At 33.2% G+C, this 19,030-nt stretch carries 12 protein-coding genes and 4 pseudogenes; 3 read left to right on the top strand and 13 right to left on the bottom strand.

Annotated elements, in window-relative coordinates:
- Positions 1-354 precede the first annotated feature (354 nt).
- Both AC3WTI_RS21595 and AC3WTI_RS21590 read right to left on the bottom strand, forming a co-directional pair.
- Positions 355-2,571 (bottom strand): binary toxin-like calcium binding domain-containing protein, encoded by a 2,217-nt coding sequence (locus tag AC3WTI_RS21595; protein ID WP_097842118.1) that lies wholly within the window; start codon positions 2,569-2,571, stop codon positions 355-357.
- Positions 2,572-2,860: 289 nt separating this feature from the next.
- Entirely contained in the window at positions 2,861-4,237 is a 1,377-nt protein-coding gene (locus AC3WTI_RS21590) for an alpha/beta hydrolase family protein (protein ID WP_097842117.1), read from the bottom strand.
- A 677-nt stretch (positions 4,238-4,914) separates the two neighbouring features.
- On the opposite strand from AC3WTI_RS21590, the gene AC3WTI_RS21585 reads away from it, so the two are divergent.
- Positions 4,915-5,544: a LysE family translocator gene (locus AC3WTI_RS21585; RefSeq protein ID WP_144488523.1), complete on the top strand. Its 630-nt coding sequence runs from the start codon at positions 4,915-4,917 to the stop codon at positions 5,542-5,544.
- An 84-nt stretch (positions 5,545-5,628) separates the two neighbouring features.
- Positions 5,629-7,059: pseudogene (locus AC3WTI_RS21580) on the top strand (IS4 family transposase).
- A gap of 849 nt (positions 7,060-7,908) precedes the next feature.
- On the opposite strand, the gene AC3WTI_RS21575 reads toward AC3WTI_RS21580, so the two are convergent.
- The 5 genes from AC3WTI_RS21575 to AC3WTI_RS21555 all read right to left on the bottom strand — a co-directional run bounded on the left by AC3WTI_RS21575 (position 7,909) and on the right by AC3WTI_RS21555 (position 12,986).
- Positions 7,909-8,643 (bottom strand): Bax inhibitor-1/YccA family protein, encoded by a 735-nt coding sequence (locus AC3WTI_RS21575; RefSeq protein ID WP_098904170.1) that lies wholly within the window; start codon positions 8,641-8,643, stop codon positions 7,909-7,911.
- A 39-nt stretch (positions 8,644-8,682) separates the two neighbouring features.
- Positions 8,683-9,477 carry an ABC transporter permease gene (locus tag AC3WTI_RS21570; RefSeq protein WP_098904169.1) on the bottom strand — a complete coding sequence of 265 codons (795 nt, stop codon included), beginning with the start codon at positions 9,475-9,477 and terminating at the stop codon, positions 8,683-8,685.
- Positions 9,474-10,172, bottom strand: a complete 699-nt coding sequence (locus AC3WTI_RS21565; RefSeq protein ID WP_097841379.1) for an ABC transporter ATP-binding protein — start codon at positions 10,170-10,172, stop codon at positions 9,474-9,476. The genes AC3WTI_RS21570 and AC3WTI_RS21565 overlap by 4 nt, the downstream gene beginning before the upstream one ends.
- Positions 10,157-10,549 carry a GntR family transcriptional regulator gene (locus AC3WTI_RS21560; RefSeq protein ID WP_097841378.1) on the bottom strand — a complete coding sequence of 131 codons (393 nt, stop codon included), beginning with the start codon at positions 10,547-10,549 and terminating at the stop codon, positions 10,157-10,159. The genes AC3WTI_RS21565 and AC3WTI_RS21560 overlap by 16 nt, the downstream gene beginning before the upstream one ends.
- 475 nt (positions 10,550-11,024) lie before the next feature.
- Entirely contained in the window at positions 11,025-12,986 is a 1,962-nt protein-coding gene (locus AC3WTI_RS21555) for a M6 family metalloprotease domain-containing protein (RefSeq protein WP_492304407.1), read from the bottom strand.
- Between the two features lie 445 nt (positions 12,987-13,431).
- On the opposite strand from AC3WTI_RS21555, the gene AC3WTI_RS21550 reads away from it, so the two are divergent.
- Entirely contained in the window at positions 13,432-13,878 is a 447-nt protein-coding gene (locus AC3WTI_RS21550; RefSeq protein WP_097841376.1) for a GNAT family N-acetyltransferase, read from the top strand.
- Positions 13,879-14,112: 234 nt separating this feature from the next.
- On the opposite strand, the pseudogene AC3WTI_RS21545 reads toward AC3WTI_RS21550, so the two are convergent.
- The 6 genes and pseudogenes from AC3WTI_RS21545 to AC3WTI_RS21520 all read right to left on the bottom strand — a co-directional run.
- Positions 14,113-14,547: pseudogene (locus tag AC3WTI_RS21545) on the bottom strand (carbohydrate-binding protein); the annotation flags it as partial.
- Between the two features lie 234 nt (positions 14,548-14,781).
- Positions 14,782-15,171, bottom strand: a pseudogene (locus AC3WTI_RS21540) (hypothetical protein); the annotation flags it as partial.
- Between the two features lie 77 nt (positions 15,172-15,248).
- Positions 15,249-16,367 (bottom strand): IS200/IS605 family element RNA-guided endonuclease TnpB, encoded by a 1,119-nt coding sequence (tnpB, locus tag AC3WTI_RS21535; RefSeq protein WP_179861174.1) that lies wholly within the window; start codon positions 16,365-16,367, stop codon positions 15,249-15,251.
- A 202-nt stretch (positions 16,368-16,569) separates the two neighbouring features.
- Positions 16,570-16,983: pseudogene (locus tag AC3WTI_RS21530) on the bottom strand (hypothetical protein); the annotation flags it as partial.
- Between the two features lie 48 nt (positions 16,984-17,031).
- Complete coding sequence (locus tag AC3WTI_RS21525; protein ID WP_097841385.1) at positions 17,032-18,267, bottom strand: HAMP domain-containing sensor histidine kinase; 1,236 nt, start codon at positions 18,265-18,267, stop codon at positions 17,032-17,034.
- A gap of 8 nt (positions 18,268-18,275) precedes the next feature.
- A complete protein-coding gene (locus tag AC3WTI_RS21520) occupies positions 18,276-18,974 on the bottom strand; it encodes a response regulator transcription factor (RefSeq protein ID WP_097841374.1) in 699 nt (232 codons plus the stop codon).
- Positions 18,975-19,030: the final 56 nt, after the last annotated feature.

The raw sequence follows: 19,030 nt of genomic DNA, 5'->3' as shown, positions 1-19,030 counted from the left end.
TTTCACCAATAACACAAAATTTATTTTTTCTATTATTCAATAAAAATATCTTTATAGGTAAAGATATTGAAACTAATCATATAAATAAATCAGAATTCCACATTTCAGCCTCGAAACAAATGAAAATTCGGAAAATAAATTATGTAATATAGATAGTAATCTTAACATTTGATTACTTATATGACTAGATAAGCATTTAAAATAGTAGTTACTAAATCATATAAATTAAAAGAAATGAGTCCGATTCAACATCGAACTCATTCCTTATTAGTAGCCTAAATTATTGTATCTAACTTTTCAGATTCAATTCATTTCCGTTTCTCTTTCCAAACTTAGCAACAGAATTATTACCTATTACTGAACTCTTGATAGATTCCATGCTATAGTATCAGTTCCATTCTCTCCATTACCATATTTCATATAATCGATTAAATATCCTACTTTTAACTTGTTACCATTCGATAGTATGTTCCATTGCTTATGGTGTCCAGTGAAATTCTTTGGATATGCATGATTAAATTTAAAAGTACTTGCGTTCTGTTTTTGATCTAAATGGATATAACTATCTTGAAGTTTTAAATATGCATAATCTGAATAAATAGGATTTTGAAATTTAATTAATACCTCTTCATCCTTTTTAATTGGCTTTCCAGGTTTAGGTTGACCTACTCTTTCAATAATTACATTCACTTTTTCATCGCTAGATTTTTCAGCCCAAAGATACTCCCATTTATTCCCGGCATGATGACTTCCCCAATAAGCTGTATTTCCATATGAAGCTACGGTATAAGGAACTCCTTCTGTAACAAATTCACCTGAAGTATCTACTACATAATCTTCAAATTCTTTATTAGCTTTAACTTCAGTATCAATCTTTTGTGCAGGCGTTAGATTGTGTGCGTCATTGATTTCAAATGTAACTTTTCTGTGCGCAGCAATTTCAGATTTAATAGGGTGTATATTTTCTCTAGATTCATATGTAAATCCATTCTCACGTTTAACTAGTTTTACTGTTTGTGACGGAGCATTCCATTTCTTGCTATAAGTAGTAGGAATCTCTTTACTCACTCCAAATAAACCCGGTAAGATTGATGCCCTAATCTTTTGCGTCACAGAATCATAACTGGCTTCTACTAATGTTGGTTGCTGTAGTTTTGCAAAAGCACCGTGTACAGAATCTTTATGTAAATAACCGCGATCTCCCTGTCCAACTTTTAAATCGTTCAATGTATCAGTTTCATTATTAGCTGAAACCACTGATACATTATTAGTACTTTTTGCCTTGTTTACAATATGATTTACTTTTTTCGTATCTATATTTACATGTTGAAAAACTTCGTTATAGGATAAAACTGGCTTATCAGCTAGGGATTTGTCTTTAGGAGTATATACCCTAAACTTTGGTATATTTCCTATATCTGTTTCTAATTGTTCAGTAGCCGCATTTACTCTAGACTCATATCTCCCTGAATCCCCCAAATGCATAATTTCTTCACCTTTTTCAATAGATAAATCCATTGTACTTGTAGGTAAAACTTCAATCGAAAGAAGTTCCCCTTGTTCAACGGCTTTCAATTCATCCAAAGATAAGACAATATTCGCATCTGCTTGTCCTTCTAAACTATCAATTACAACTTCTGTTTTATTCCGTCCACCTTTTTCTGTACTTAAATAATTTGCTTTATAACGATCTTGTGTTGCCTTTACAGTATTAATAATTTTGTTTCCTAAACGAATATTAAAATGAGGCGAAACATTTTCAGCAGATGCTGTTCCTACATTCTTATATTCCAAATGTACCCGTAATTTTGCTGCGTTCGCTGTATCCACAGTTGTTGCAGTAGACCAATCAAAATTATTTGTATAACTCTCCGTTTCCGTAGTTGTTTTTGAATATCCGTATCCCACATTTGCTGAAACACTTCCGGAAGGAACAGGACCGGCTGCAGAACCTTCTACACCACCTGAACCACTTAGACCTACATTAAATGAATGTTGTGTAGATACGCTTTTTTCCCATCCTCTGCTAACGGATCCGCCATTATTATCCGTAATGGTTGCAATAGGGATTACTTCAATTCGTTTGACACCAATTTGCAAATTCGGCATGTTGGCAACTATCGGATTGAAATTAGTATCAGAATCTTTGTTATAATTCTCAACCTCATACATATCAGTAAAAGGATCACCATCCGTATTTGCATTTATAGGATTCGATATAAATTTTGGTTTCCCTTTATCCTTCTCAGGATCCCATGCTTTCGCTTCATTTTTTCCAGTTTGTGAATTGAATTCAATTTTATATCCATTAATCTCTAAGTCGTTAGAAATACCATCTTTATCCCAATCGTTATTGGCCATTTCAATGTTTTGTGTAATGAGTGAACCTATTTCCCCATCAGATCCGAGCGTGAAATTCTTATCTTCTTTTTTTACATTTGCATTCTCTTTGAATATTTCAACTGTACGTCCTGGATTCTGTTGTTTTTCATCTGCTAAAGCAGGAGATGCTAAAGTCAGTGCCATCGATACACTACCTAATACACTAATTGCTGGCTTCAATTGTTTCATTGTTATTTTTCCTCCTTGGTTTCTAGGTCAATTAGAACACCTACTAATAAGATTAATTTCATCATATATAACAAACCTTTCTTTTCTCTCTCATAACTGTTAAAAAAGTCTCTCGTAAATATTACAAAACACTTACAGAGTTTTTAAAAGCTATAAAATCTATATATGAATCATCAAAAAGCAGTAAAATAATGAAAATAATAGATATGTCTGAATCACTTGGATGAAATCACCAGTTTCAAAAAAGCCTTCACGCAATGATGATTGCATGAAGGCTTTTGATGTTTTCTTATTTTTTTGTCTCATTGACCCATGTAATAATGTCCTGGATGACGTACTCGGGAACATTTGCAGGGATTTCGTACTCACTTGGAAGACTCAATTCCCCGTCACCCTCCGTGAAGAAATGATTCAATTTCGGATATTCTTTGAACTGAACATTCCCGCTGTTTGAAAGTCCTTCCTGCCATTTTGTATAGTCATTTTTTACTGTTACTTGATAATCGCGTGCCCCTTGCAGAATCAGTAAAGGCTCTTTTCGTGATTTTGCCTCCTCAACTGGACGCCACCTAGTAACATCATACATAAAATGAGGAGGCGGAAACGGAAAATTGTAGCCAGCTGGCGGATGGTCAGGATTGAAAGTGGGATCCAGGATAAAAGCGAACTGTCTTTTTAGTTCATCGATTACTTCCTTTGGCGCCCCAAGGTATTGACTCACATCAATGGCAGTGTCAGTCAAAGGGCGTGCAGGTGGTGCGAGTAAGATACTTCCTCGAACAAGTGAGGAAGGCGCTTTGCTCAGTATACGCGGCATTGTGCCAGCTCCTTGGCTATGTCCGAGAATGAAAATATTATTTGGATCAATGCCTTCCTGCTGCGCTGCTGACTTTGCTGCATATATGGCATCCTCTGTAGTATCACGGTCTAATGTAACAGGTTCTGCACTCATCTTTAATGCATGTTCTAAGGTACGTTTTTCATAGCGCAACACTGCAATTCCGTTGGATGAAAGCCCCACCGCAAGGTCTCGTAAGATTTTTGTTCCCAAATAGGTAGCATCGCGATCATGGATGCCAGCACCATGAACAAGAACAACGACGGGTACCTTTTCACCAGGCTTATGTTTCGGAACTGTTAATGTGGCTGGTAACGGATAAGTAGAATTTCCAATGACGATTTCACGTTCTTGATAGGAAGCAGGTTGGTCATATCTAGGATGCGGAATGTAAGATTCCTGGGGAGACCTTTCCCCAACTTCATCTACTTTCCCGCCAGGTGTGAATTTAATGAGTAGCGGTATGGTAGTTCCTTCAATAGCTCCTGGAATTCCCACCGTCTGATGGACCAAGTTTCGTTCTTTTATTACAGGTGTTCCCATGATTTTTATCCCACTTTGTGTCCACCAGTTTTGTAATGTGTTTGCTGTAAACTTGGATTGAAAAGCAGCAGACGTCAACTGAAGTGCCTCTGCATACTTACCTTGCTGGAGATATTCAAAAAATAATGATGTACGTCCCGTTAAAGAGATTTGTTTCTTTTCTGCAGATTTCTCCTCACGTGTATCTGCTTGAATAACTGTTGTAAGCGGGAAAGATGAAACACCTAAAGAAAAGAGTAGGGTAAAGGTAAGTACTGATTTTTGTATTTTCTTTTTTTTATTCATGTTTTAACCTCCAATATGTGATGGTAAAAAACAGGTATGGTAATTAGGGTTCTGGTGCAAAAACTTCAAAATATTTGCAAGTAATCTCCAAAACTTTGACATACTGATATTATTACTCTAAAAAACCGTAGATTTCTCCTCTTTCCACATGCATATTAACCCCAGAAACAACCTTTCTTCCTTCACTTTATATTTTAATTATAAGAAACAAAGCTCTCGTTTTTCTTACTTGATACTTACAAATTCCTTAAGTGTTAAAAATCTTAGCTTGATGGATATGGGGGAGCAACACATCGCTATCAAGCTAAAAATTCATAGTACCCCCAGAACGAAATTTTGTGCTGATTTGCAACTAAAAAGCTCATTTTTTTAAAAAAATATCTTATTAAATAAATGTTTTAGACTATAGAAAAAAATATTAGACTGTTAAAAATAGTTGTAGACTGAAAAGAGATTTTCTGTACATGAAAGTACTTTTTGCTACCATAAAAAGTCTTGCAAAACATGTAAAAGCCCCTTCAGAAGTACTGAAAGAATTTTCAATTCGCATAATCAACTTTATTGGTTGTAAATCAAAAATCCACTGATTTTATTGAATAAATAGAAAATACTTTCCTTTTTCGTCTATTTAATTTAATATCAATAAGGGCACCAAAAAAATAGATAGAGATGCTAGAATGTACGGTATTATTAATTATGAAGTGTTTTTACTAACAGGGATTTTATTAAATTTAATTCCTGGCGCAGACACCATGTATATTGTGGGGAGAAGTATTTCACAAGGTAGAAAAGCAGGTGTGTATTCTGTTTTTGGTATTATTACTGGTTCTTTAGTTCATACGTTATTGGTTGCTTTTGGTTTATCTATTATACTTACAAAATCCATTGTACTATTTAACACCATTAAGGTTATAGGTGTTATCTATCTTGTATATTTAGGGATTAAAATGATACTTGATAAGACAAATGTAGCTTTCCAAGCCTCATCCAATAAATTGAACATTAGAAAGATATATGTACAAGGACTTTTAACAAGTCTGACGAATCCAAAAGTCTCTTTATTCTTTATTGCGTTTCTTCCGCAATTTATAGATACAAAGGTTCCAGGTCCTATGCCTTTTATCATTTTAGGACTTACTTTTACAGTAACTGGACTATTATGGTGTTTATTTATTGCTTATTTCTCTTCATATGTTACAAAAAAATTAAGAGGAAACCAAAAGATAGGAATGATTCTAAATAAGATAACAGGACTGATTTTTATTGGTATGGGGTTAAAATTGCTTCAAACGAAAGCTCCTCAATAAACCTGAATAACATAAAAATGCCCCCTAAAATGAAAAAATACGCTATTCTTTCTGTAGAATCATAGGAAAGGATGGCGTTTTTGTATGTCTATTTCTGTATCCGATGAATTACAACTATTTGCTCAAGAGATTCAAAGCTGTTTATCTCCAAATATCTTAGGAGATCTTGCTAGAGATGTTGGTTTTGTACAACGAACTAGTAAGTATCATGCGAAGGATTTAGTTGCTTTATGTGTATGGATGAGTCAAAATGTCGCTGCGACTTCTTTAACTCAGTTATCTAGCTGTTTAGAAGTATCAACAGAAGTACTCATCAGTCCTGAGGGACTGTATCAACGATTTAACAAAGCGGCGGTCCAATTCTTACAACACATACTAGCTGAACTACTAAACCAAAAATTGGCCTCATCTATGTCGATTTCTTCTCCATATACTTCTGTTTTCAAGCGTATCCGTATTTTAAGATTCAACTGCATTTCAAATCCCAGATTACTTTACATTCATTTATGCGGGTGCAGGAGGATGCAGCCATACTGCGGGAGTCAAGATTCAGCTTGAGTATGATTTATTAAGCGGAAAGTTCCTACATATGCATACAGGTCCCAGTAAACAGCATGATCGAACCTACGGTTCCCTGTGTGTCCCAACTGTAACAGCGAATGATTTATGTATACGAGATTTAGGATATTTTCATTTAAAAGATCTTCAACATATACAAGATAAAAAGGCTTACTATATCTCACGTATCAAATCGAATACACGTATTTATCAAAAAAATCCTAAACCCGATTACTTTCAAGATGGCAGAATCAAGAAAGGTACAGAGTATATCCAGATAGATATGGAGGTTTTAATGAACTCTCTTCAGCCAGGACAAACATACGAAATACCCAACACTTATGTAGGAATGACTGATAAAGTCCCAACTCGTGTGATTTTTCATCTACTAACAAAAGAACAACAACAAAAACGATTACGCGATCAAACTGTAAGAGAAAAAAGAAAGGAATGAAGTATTCTGCTCGTAGTAAACGGCTTAGTGGTATCAATGTATATATGACAAATACTCCTATAGATATTATCCCAATGGGACAAGTACATGATTGGTATTCTTTACGTTGGCAAATCGAGATTTTATTTAAAACGTGGAAATCATTCTTTCATATTCATCATTGTAAAAAGATAAAACGAGAACGATTGGAATGCCATTTGTATGGGCAACTGATTGCCATTTTACTCTGTTCTTCTACCATGTTTCAAATGCGTCAATTGCTTCTTATGAAAAAGAAACGAGAACTGAGTGAATATAAGGCCATATATATGATTAAAGATTAATTCCTCCTTCTTTTCCAAGCAATACAGAAAGACACCCAAGAGCTATCAAAGATTCTAATTCGCCTGTTCAACCTCCTACAGCAAAACGGGAGAAAATCTCATCGATATGAGAAGAAAACAGTCTTTGATATATTAGGTGTCGTTTACAATTGTACCATGTCTGATAATCAAGTGGCTTAATTCAAAAAATGAAACCCGTTAGGGTTTATTTCGTGTGCAAATCTTTAGGTTCCCTACACATAAATTTTATAATAAAGAAACAACCTCTACTTTAATTGACGTTGTATGAGCTTAGCTTGATAGCAATGTGGTGCTACCCCAATAGAGAATCAAATTTTAAGTTCACATTTAATTAGTATTCGCTACTTTTACAAAGTATCCACTTTGGTATCCTTGTTTAAAAAAGTACCCATTTTCTTGTCTATATATCGAGACAAGAAAATGGGTACTAAAAGAAATATATCTGTAGATAATTCAACATTTTTCACTATAAAATCAGTTACTACTTTCACTATTTGATACATGATTATATTTTACATAACTTTTGAAAAATACATTCTTTTTATAAACAAAATTCCCGATAAACACCTTTTACGGTATGTAATTTCAACACACTGTTTAAAACTTTGAACATATTCTAAATAACTCTGGTATATTGTAAGATATAATTCCTTAACTATCACCTGCCTTTATTTTTATCATTACTTTTATCAACTCTATAGACAATATGTATGTGAGTATTCAACACTTGGACCAAGTCTATCCCTTTTCACAAATGTTCCTGTTAAATTTTCATATTCAATATCTGCTAGAGCAACAAAATTCTCTGATTAGGTATTTGGTATGGATAAACTAACATCTAAAGTGTACTTCCCTTCAGCATAACCAATCCCTCCCATACTGAATACAAAGGAAGATTACATTTATAAGTATGGGCTGAACTCATACATTTGTAACTATCTATATAAATCCAATTGATAATATAAGACTAAAAAACATCCTGCATGTCTGAACCATGCAGGATGTTTTTTAGTCTTTGTTTTTCATAATATAAGAAACCAGACGAAGGATCTCCAAGTATAACCATACTAATGTCATCATAAGCCCTACTGCACTGTACCATTCCATATACTTTGGTGCTCCACTATGAACACCATTTTCAATTGAATCGAAATCTAGTAATAAATCTAATGCAGCGACAATAATTACAATTGTACTTATGATGATACTAATTGTCCCACCTTGGTGAATATATGGAACAGTCACCCCTAAGATGCCAAGTAAGAAAACAATAAAATACATAATAAGAATTCCAAGTGTTGCAACCGTTACAACCGCACGAAACTTTTTAGTCACTTTTACTATTCTCGCTGCGTATAACACTAACATGGCAAATAAAATCGAAATTGTTAATAATACGGCAGTTAAAACGATAGAATCACCAAATCGCATTGTATAATATGCTGAAATACTTCCTAATAAAATACCTTGTAATACTGCGTAAATCGGTGCGCAAATTGGTGATATGCGAGGAATGAATATAACTACAAATGCGACAATTAGAGTAACTATTATAATTCCAATTAACACAGGTATTTTCATTGTCCCTTGTGTCATTTGTACGTATGAATAGACAGAAGCTGTAAGAAGTAAGATAAGCAAAATGAATGTTTTGGCTATCGTTCCACCAATAGTCATCATAGAAGCATTTGTCTTCTGTTTATGAAATTTTTCTTTTTTTAATATTGGATTAGTTGTCCTCATTTGTTCCTCCTAAGTACACTCTACCTTTAAAGTGAATCTTTATATTTCTAATTTTTTATCAATCATACGCCCTGTAATAGCTGCTAGGAAAATTATGAATAAGCAAGTAAAACATACATCTAAAATAGTAAATCCTTCACTAGGATACAGTGATGTGTCAATAAAACCATTTTTATCTATAAATCTCGTACTCTTTATAGGGATTACATATTTCTCTAATTTACTTAATAAATCCAGTACGAATGTTTGGATTGTTAAAAATAAAGCAAAGAAAATAACAGATAAAACCATCTTACCCTTTGATGACTTTATAGGAATCAGCTTTGTAATTACCATGATGAAATAGCAGGAGATTAATATACTCATGAAATCGATTCCCCATAATAAAACAGAAAGCATGTGATGAAGAAATCCATATGCATATAACTCATGAAACTCCTGTTGGTAGCCCCCGCCTACTTTTCCACCGTAGGTACTCTGGGAGAAATAGTATAGAAAAATTAAGCCTATTACTAATAAAAGAATAAACATTAACGTGAAGAAGAATAAATTTGCATATATATACTTTTTTCCTGAGATGGCTGTATAACGTATCATAGTATTTTTTAGCATTTTATTGAAAGAAGGCAAAGCTATTAAAATCAGTAAAAATGCTGTGCTACCTATTATTGAGATAAATATACCTAATGTTATATCCTTTGTAAGCTTATTTGTAACCTTCGATATTCCCATCATATTAAATAAAAGAAGTAACGAAATAGTAATAAATCCAAAATAAAAGACGGCTATCTTTTTTCTATTACAATTAAATAAATAACGAAAAAGCGGATTCATTTCCCAAAAACCTCCTTAAATAACTCATGTACTGCTTTTCCATGATGAAAACGAATTTCTTCTACATTTTCATGCAATACAATACTCCCGTCTTTTAAAAAGATTACCTCATCAAATATATTTTCAATTTCCTCGATTAAATGAGTCGAAATAAGAATGGTACTATCTTCACAATAAAAGTTAAGAATTAAATCTAATATATGCTGTCTAGAAACAAGATCAATTCCACCCAATGGCTCGTCTAGTACATATACCTTTGCTTTCCTTGAAAAGGTTAATATTAGCTGCAATATCCCTGTTTTCCCTTTTGATAAGATGCTTATATTCTCCTCTAGCGGGATTTTAAAGTTAGCTATTAATTCTATTGCTTGTTGTAGGTTAAAATCGGCATACATATCTCGATAGAACAACAAGGCATCTTTTACAGTCATCCATTTTTCAAAAACAGGACTATCGGGCATAAATGAAACGATTTTTTTCGTTTCTAATCCCACCTTTTTATCTTTAATTGTAATACTTCCTTTAGAAGGGTAACGTAAACCAGATATCATTTTTAATAATGTCGTTTTACCACTACCATTTTCACCAACAAGACCGATAATTTTCCCTTCTGATATAGTTAAGCTTACATCTTGAATCACTGTTTTTAAATCATATACTTTCGAAAGATTTTCAATTTTCAATAGTTCTTCCATTCATTCCCCTCCTTTTTCTTTTCCAAAGAAGAAGGAAGTATTGAGAGAATCTCCTCTTCCATAAAACCTAAATTATTCATTCCATCTATAAAATTATCAAGCAACTCTTTAGCCATTTCTTTGCGTAGCTCTTTGATTTTTTCTTCATTCATTGTTACAAATCTTCCTGTTCCTCTACGTGTCTCAGCAACACCTTCCCGCTCTAGCTCTTGAAATGTACGTTGAATTGTATTTGGATTCACTTGTAATTCCCCCGCTAATTCACGTACAGCAGGAATTTTTTCACCTGGTGCCAACCGTCCTGTTACAATTTCTTTTTTGATGTATTCCATTACCTGAACATAAATGAGGATATTAGGAGAAAACTCAGTTTTCATTTTTTTACTCCTCTGTATTAGTGTACTAGACAAATAGTACACTAATGTAAATTATATGTAAATAGTAATTTTAAAAACTATAATAAATAGAAATTGAGGTTCTGATACAAAAATTTCACGTTAATTACAAGTAATCTCTAATCTTGGACTTACTGAGGACTATTACTAAAAAGGTGTATGGTTCAAATGGAAGCACTATCAGCCTAATATTATCTTATTAACGTTAAGATGGTACCTATCCCATCATTTACTACATCATCATGATATTGCTTTATTAAATTCCCTACACCTAATTCTATTGGAACAAGTTTCACGTTTAGGCTAAACTAAGGTAAGCAAGTGAATTTTATTAATCTGTATTTATTTACATATTAGCAAAATAAGAAGGTTATCAAAGGCTGAACGAAACTCTCAGCGTATGATAACCTTTTGAAATAGTGTTTCAATGATTTAAATAGATACCCTCACAAATATATTATTGAGCCACTCCAAATACATTGATTTCAGCTGCACTTGTCCATGGATTATTGTTTACCTCGCTTAATGCACGTAGTCTAATATAACGACCTGTCTTATTTGCAACGCTGACTTCTTTCAAATTAGTATTATTTGAAAAAGCACCTATGGATACAGCTGTTCCCCAATTCACTCCATCACTACTTACGTAAAACTCATAATCCTTAATCGTTCCATTTATTTGGCCGTCTTGCCTTGGCAGGTAGCTGAATTTGGAGAGGTTATAGGTTGCTCCTAAATCAATTTGAATCTCGTGCGGCATTGGAGCTACTGGGCTCCAATTTGTATGCCAAAATGTGTCTTTGTTTCCATCAAAGGCATACGTACCTAAATTGTACCAATTATAGCTATCTACATATTTTAGTGTCCAGTTTGTTTGTGGAATTAAACTAGCTTCTTTTGTTGTGACTGCTACATTCATTGCAGAATTACTTGTACTTGTAGTGGTAATTGTTACTCCTGATTTTTCTCCCGTGTAGGTATTACTATTCGGATTGGTGTCTGGACTAAAGGTAGCAGCATGATTTTGATTCGTGTAATAGAAAGGGTCTTGGTATTCACTGACGGATTGTTCTATATCAATGAAAGGATGAGGATCACTGGAATTATTATTCATGGATTCATCAATATGCCAAACCGCAATACCACCAGAATTAGTTGGTAAGCTCGCATCATACCCAACCTTTGCACGATTCTCAACTAAAAAATACGTATTATCCTTTAAAGGAATCTTTAACACATTATAGTTATTTGGGATCGCATTTAGAGTAAAATTGTTGCTGGTATTTACTACATTTGGCGTTACAAAGCCTAGTTTTACCTTGGACCAAGCATCCATATGATCTGGCGTAGTTCCATACTCTTCTCCTGGAAGACTATTCCAAGCCCCATTCCCCATTATACTTAGATTACCCACACGGTTATTGTCGCCATATAGATCTGGAAGACCAAAAGAATGTCCTAACTCATGAGCAGGTATACCAATTGTCGCCATATGACCATATTGTTTTTCACCCTGCGCTGTATACATGCCTGATACTGTAACACCATCGTGATTTGTATTAGGAGCATATGACTGATGTGCCCAAATATTTGGAAGTGGACCGCCACTAGCCTGTTCATTACCAGCAAGAACAGTTACAATGTAGAAACCATCTTTGGAGTCAATAATTTGATCATTATTAGTATCAAGACTAGCAAAATTCACTTGGGAATCAGCTTTAGCTAATGCATCTGTTATAACTGTTCCCATGCTTTTTCCCGATGTACTCGGATGAGCGTAGTCTAATTTTATTTTAACTACCCCATCATTTTGCGTACCATATGTTTCGGAAGTTGGAGTAATTTGTACTTTTCCATTACTTACTTCATTATAGTAATTCTTTACTGACTTTTGATTTGTAGAAAAGAATTTATTACTCCAATCGTTATCGCTATATGCAATATCAACATCTGTAAATCCAATTAACAAAACAAGCAATTTTTTATTTCCTAAAACTGGAGTGACAGTTCCATCTATATTTTTTGGTGCTTCTATTTGTAATTTATTCATGTACTCCTGTTTTTTCTTTGCTTGAGGGTTGTATTTCTTTATCCATTTGTTAAAATTGTTCTCATTTACCGCCATCGAAGGCTTCTTATCAATTTTATATTTTTTCCCCGTCAATTTCAGTTCATCTGATGTAAGCTCAGCGTAATTCCAATATCCCTTCTGATCTTGTAAAAGTACGTCACCATCCTTTGTACTTATCCAATGGAACCATTCATCACCATGTAATGTGCCCTCAAAAGATTCGCCTGACGGCTGCTTCATGTTGACAACTCCATCGTATGCTGGTGCCGCAAAAGCGTTCGTTTCAACATACAAAACACAAATTAAAGAAAAAACGGATATGAACAGGAATTTAAAAATTCTTTGCATAAACCTTCCCCCTTTTTCAATGGTATGTGGAATATTCTATTGATAGCCAAACTAGATTCATACATGGAATCAATCAACGGATACATCTGTATAAGGCTAACAGAACACCCTTTAATTATAATTACAGGAAATTGAAAAAATGTTATTTTTTAATTAAATTAATATTTTCTCAAGATTATCCAATAATTCACGTAACTTTCAAATATAAAACCCTCTTATATTAATATTGAGTATTTAAGAAATAGGATTTATTCAACAGGAAAAGAATTTATAGAGAAAGAATATAATTATATTGAATATAATAACGTGTTTTTAATTGTACCTTTAAGGAGGCGTTGTCAATGAGTAAATATTTTTATTTGATTGGGCAAAAAAACAAGAGGATAACGTTTCACTAGCCTATAAACTACGTGTTCCTCTTCAATAATCGAAGGAGAGTATAAAGTTGAAGAAATTATATTTAAAGCCAATTGACAAAAGTAATTGGAAAGAAGCAACTAAACTGTCTGTTAAAGAAGAACAACAAACATTTATTGCATCCAACCTCTATTCAATCGCAGAAGTTCAATTTTTAGATAATTTCTATGCAAAAGGTATTTATCTTGATGAAAAAATGATAGGATTTACTATGTTTGGGATTGATCCTGATGATAATAATTATTGGATTTATAGACTTATGATTGATAAAAGATTTCAAGGAAAAGGTATAGGTAAACAAGCTATATATCTAGTTATTGATGAAATAAAACGTAATAATCACACAAATATTTCTTTAATCATGATTGGATATGCTCCTGAAAACCTTACAGCTAAATTTGTATATAAAAAAGCAGGATTTATTGAAACTGATTTATCACCTTGGGGTGAACAGTTAGCTAAATATCCTTTATGAGTACTTGCAATCTCCACGTTGACTTTTGGACTTATAAAAAACAGTTCAATAGTATAGCAATGTAGATAGGAAATGATTTATACTTCATTTTACCTAGTAACATCCTAAAACATATAATAGATAAAAAAAGACGACGCTGAATACGTCGTCTTTTTTATAAAGAGCAAAGTGATTTCTCAAAGTTTTCTTATTACATCAAAGCCAATTATCTCTTAGTTTATATTCAGGTAAAGCTTACACTGTTTTCCATAATGATAAAGCATAAATCCAGTTTGGATCCCCATTTCCTTGATAATTCTGGACTGCTTCATACACTTTTCCCTCGTGTAGAACTCTTTCTCCCTTTTTATATGCTTTCTTTGCATCCCATGCTTCATATGGAACGTTTTCAGTTTTTGTAGTAAATGTGAATGTATCACTCTGTACAGATTCATTTCCAGCTATATCAACCGCCTTCACTACATATTTATAAGTAGTATTAGCAACTAAGTTTTTATCCAAATAAGAAGTCGTAGTGGATGTTGCAATCTTTTTCATTAATCCTTCTGTTTCTCTATAAATATCTTAATGGTCTACACCAATATTATCGTCAGATGGACCTGACATTAAATCAACACTTGATGCAGTCGTTCCCATACTATGTAATCCTTTAGGTTGTGTTGGTGCTTCTATGTGAAAATTTTCACTTGACTAATATATCATGCTTTTAAGTGCTTGATTTTTCAGTTTTTTTAACCATCTATTTTATAGGATACAGTTCACTTAGTATGCGAATTCGGGAGGTCTTTTTTTCATGTATCACCATTCGGGCTCACTCATATGATTCAAGCGGAAGAATAGCGTATTTTTACTCGCCCAGTACTTAGTAGGTATAACTTTTTGTATTTCAAAAGACTTTTCTCTCTAAAAATATTTTTCATACAAATTTTCAGATTCTAAAAAATCTATAAATTTCTTATAATGTGTCACTGTTCTTTCTAAAGCAATCATTAAAACAAATATAAAATAAATTGCTTGAATTCCATTCATATAATTAAAGAGTGATTCAAATATATATACAATACTTGCAATCATAGAACAAAACCATAAATAAAATTTCATTTTCAACTTTTTAATTTTTTGCTTAGTTGTCTTACAATACTGGCCATGAACTCTTATAAACAAATAAATTGCTGTATGCAAAATAACAATTGAAAATTGGAAACTTCGATTGTCCTCCGAACTAAATTCAGAGAAATCTATTTCTAATGAATGTAATACTATCCAAATAGAAAATAAAGATAGTACAAAGACATTTGAACTATCCCCACTTTCACTTCGTTTAGAAGTGAGGGATTCCTAAGTAAAGAGTTCTATCGAACTCTAATTGATTAGGCTAGCCCCGCAGTCCCTGCGGTTAGAAGCCTTATGGCTTCATTCTTTATATTGATACTTGCGTTAATATCCCTGTCATGGTGTGTACGACAAGAAGGACAGTCCCATTTACGTAGGTTTAGATTTTTAACGTCTTTGTTTTGATATCCACAACAAGAACATAATTGGCTGGAAGCAAATGTTTTCGATACGGCAATGACTTGTTTGCCATACCATTTTGCTTTATATTCCAACATGGTTCGAAACTGTGACCAAGATAATTCACTAATTGCTTTTGCTAACTTACGATTTGTTAACATATTTGATACTTGCAAATCCTCTATACCGATAACATCGTGGTTTTTGATGATTTCAGTTGAGATTTTGTCTAAGTAATCTTTTCTAGCATTTGATATGTATTCATGAATTCTAGCTACTTTTACTCGTTGTTTATTCCAGCGAGAAGATCCTTTCATTCTTCTAGAAAGGACACGCTGTGCTTTCGCCAACTTATCTTCTAATGATCGAAAAAACTTCGGATTTTCATAGGGTTTTCCATCTGACAAAATAGCGAAATCTTTTAGTCCTACATCTATTCCTATGTAAGAATGTGTTTTCGGAAGTTCTTGTACTTCTGTTTCAACTAATAGTGACACAAAATATCTACCAGAAGGGTTTCGTCTAACTGTAGCATTTACAATACGTCCCGTTATTTCACGACTTTTGGCAAATCGAACAAGACCTAGTTTTGGCAACTTTATTTTGTTTCCTACAACGGCAATGTTTTCATTTGTTTGTTTTGTGGTATAAGATTGTACGTTGTTCTTCTTTGATTTAAAGCACGGTGCGCTGTTTTGTTTTTTGAAAAAGCGCGTATAAGCATCCGCAAGGTTGCGAACAGACGATTGAATCGCAATACTATCCACTTCTTTGAGCCAAACAAACTCTTTCTTCATGGCAGGGAGTTTGGCAGAGCATGTACCATAGGTCAAGCCTTTTCCTGTCTCTTTGTATGTGTGATTCCATAAGGATAGGAAATGATTGAATACAAAGCGGGAACAACCAATCGTTTTGTTGATTAGAATTGCTTGTGCTTGATTTGGATAGATACGAAACTTATAGGTTTTATTGATCATCATTTCATTCACCTCCATTTCGGTATATAACTATTATACACCAAACATACATTCGATAGATAGTAAAGTAACACTTTCTGTATGTCGAACAATTAAGATGGCTTCCTGCCATCCCTTGTTCGAAGCCAATTCAGCTCCCACCTACTCACTGGGCTGTGACCCTTCACGCTCCTTGAGGAAGGAGTCTTCTTGGCTAAAATGATAAAAAACCAAATAATACCTCCAATATAAATATCCAAGGTTTATTTAATATTGAGTAAAATGGATTTAGATATTTTATGGTTAATAAAAATTTCCTCACTAAATCAGTAATAATAATTGATGTATTAGTTATATTCATATAGAAAAGTAATGTTATTGGAACCAATAACATTATAGTGATGCCCCAAACAGTAATCTTAATACCAGATAAAAAGAAAACAGCTCCATAAATTATAATTGAAAAAACAAAAGTTGATATTGGAACAAACATTAAAAATATAAAAGTTCTTATTAAAATTAAATCCGCTAAAAAATCTTTTATTATGGAAACGTGTATTTTTTCCTCCTTGTAATTTTTCACAGTATCAACTATTTCTTTCTCAGACAAAAGAAAATACTTCAATCTATTAAACATAACAAACCCCTTTATATGAAAAAGATTAAAATATATACCCAACTGTTATTACAATTTCATAAAAGTAATTGTAAATTTTGTATAAACATTTTTTTCACTTTCAACTGTAATTAAGGCGTGATGTGCCTCAATAATAGCTTTGACAAGTGCCAACCCAATTCCGGTCGAGCCGTGCTTTTTAGAACTACTTGATTTATAGAATCGTTCAAAAATATGAGGTAATTCTTCAGCTGAGATTCCCTCGCCAAAGTCTTGGATCACTAGTTCTGTATAAATTGGAGAATTTTTGGCCTGAATCATTATTTTACCACCGTGTTTAGAATGTTCGATTGCATTCTTCAACAGATTTAATAAAGCTTCCTGCATCCATAATTTGTCATAAATAACGACTATTTCTCTCGGTACATGCCAATCAATCAATATATTCTTATCACTTATCATGCTTTGCAAGCGATTTAGAACTTCCTTAGTCGTATCTACTAAATTACCTGGCTCTTTATCAAACGAAATAGCTTTTGCATCAATTTTTGCTACTTTTAACAAATTCTGAATCAAGACATTCATTCTAGATATTTGAATATCATTATTTTGCAATAATTGAACTTCTTGCTCACGTGATAGTTTTTCACTTAATAACATTTCATTATAGATAGAAATAGTTGAGAGCGGTGTTTTTAACTGATGAGATATATCCTGCAACATTTCTCCTAAAAATTGCTTTTCCTCAAGCAAATCCTGCATATTTTTTCTAATGATATCCTTCATTGAGCGAAATGAAATTGCCAGTTTCGCGAAATCCCCTTCTTTATTTTCATTAATGACAACTGAGTAATCTCCCTCGATTATTTTTTTGGCAGCCCTAGTAAGCTGGCTAATTTTATTAAAAATAATTTTTTGTTGCATGTAGTTTGCCAAAAAAAGCAACAACCCAAAAGCAATCAATCCCCAAATAATGAATTGATTGTGATCAATAATTAAGTTATTTAAGTGAGGAAAAAATTTTGATTCCAAGTCTTCATATAATCCATACTGTTTTAGGATTTCGGTCCCTTTTTTCTGATATTCACTTGAATGAGACGAATGATTTGTTAAGGCTTTCATAATTTCGGATTCATTTTCAGGATTTTGCTCAACCAATCTAGCGGTGATTTCCCCCCAGGTTGCAATAGAATCGCGTTTTAAATGATCATAGAATAATTGCTGAGTAATAAATTGGTAAATCGTAAATAAAGATAAAAGAACGGTTAGTATCGTCATATAGCTTTTTATTTCAGTATTTTTCATTATTTTGCTCACCCAATCACATCCTTACTCCAACGATAACCATATCCTCTTTCGGTAACGATAAACTGCGGTTTTTGAGGATTGTCTTCAATTTTATCCCTTAAACGCTTAATGTATACAGATAACGTATTTTCATCAAAAAAGACATTATCTCCTTCCGTTATTTTTAGTAAGAGCTCATCTCTTTTAATAGCTTTGTGAGCATTCATCATGAAATTCAATAGAAGCTTGTATTCTAAATTCGTCAATGTAATACTTTCACAATCTTTATAGACCTTGACTAGATTCGTATCGATTCTTATATTCTCAGACCTTAAAATCTGAGGAGGTGTTTCAAGCGTTGCTTGTTTGCGCAATTGTACTTTCACTCTAGCCATGAGTTCCCTAACCCGAAATGGTTTGGTTATATAATCATCTCCGCCTATATCTAGCCCCATTACCACATTTGCTTCCTCATCTAGTGCAGTTAAGAAAATAATAATTGATTTTTCATTTTGTCCTTTAAAATATATACATAAGTCATAACCATTACCATCTGGTAAACCAATATCAAGGATGAACAAATCAAATGTATTGTGAACAAACTGGTATTTTGCTTCTTGTACACTGCACGCTCTAATTACCTCATAACCTTCATTTCTTAATGAAAATTCGATGGCTAGGCCAAGAGCTTCATCATCTTCAACTAGTAATATTTTTTTATTCAAGTATGCCCTCTCCTTTTTCTTCCCCTAGTTTATTCTTCAATTACAATAGCCTGACT

It is taken from the genome of Bacillus sp. EB106-02-03-XG38, from assembly GCF_058792175.1.
Note: the sequence above shows the minus strand (reverse complement) of the source record. Positions and strands in the feature narration are given on the sequence as shown.

Excerpts from the sequence above, each read along its gene's own strand:
- AC3WTI_RS21595 (WP_097842118.1), bottom strand. The coding sequence starts at position 2,571 with ATGAAACAATTGAAGCCAGCAATTAGTGTATTAGGTAGTGTATCGATG.
- AC3WTI_RS21590 (WP_097842117.1), bottom strand. The coding sequence starts at position 4,237 with ATGAATAAAAAAAAGAAAATACAAAAATCAGTACTTACCTTTACCCTA.
- AC3WTI_RS21585 (WP_144488523.1), top strand. The coding sequence starts at position 4,915 with ATGTACGGTATTATTAATTATGAAGTGTTTTTACTAACAGGGATTTTA.
- AC3WTI_RS21575 (WP_098904170.1), bottom strand. The coding sequence starts at position 8,643 with ATGAGGACAACTAATCCAATATTAAAAAAAGAAAAATTTCATAAACAG.
- AC3WTI_RS21570 (WP_098904169.1), bottom strand. The coding sequence starts at position 9,477 with ATGAATCCGCTTTTTCGTTATTTATTTAATTGTAATAGAAAAAAGATA.
- AC3WTI_RS21565 (WP_097841379.1), bottom strand. The coding sequence starts at position 10,172 with ATGGAAGAACTATTGAAAATTGAAAATCTTTCGAAAGTATATGATTTA.
- AC3WTI_RS21560 (WP_097841378.1), bottom strand. The coding sequence starts at position 10,549 with ATGAAAACTGAGTTTTCTCCTAATATCCTCATTTATGTTCAGGTAATG.
- AC3WTI_RS21555 (WP_492304407.1), bottom strand. The coding sequence starts at position 12,986 with ATGCAAAGAATTTTTAAATTCCTGTTCATATCCGTTTTTTCTTTAATT.
- tnpB (WP_179861174.1), bottom strand. The coding sequence starts at position 16,367 with ATGATCAATAAAACCTATAAGTTTCGTATCTATCCAAATCAAGCACAA.
- AC3WTI_RS21525 (WP_097841385.1), bottom strand. The coding sequence starts at position 18,267 with ATGAAAAATACTGAAATAAAAAGCTATATGACGATACTAACCGTTCTT.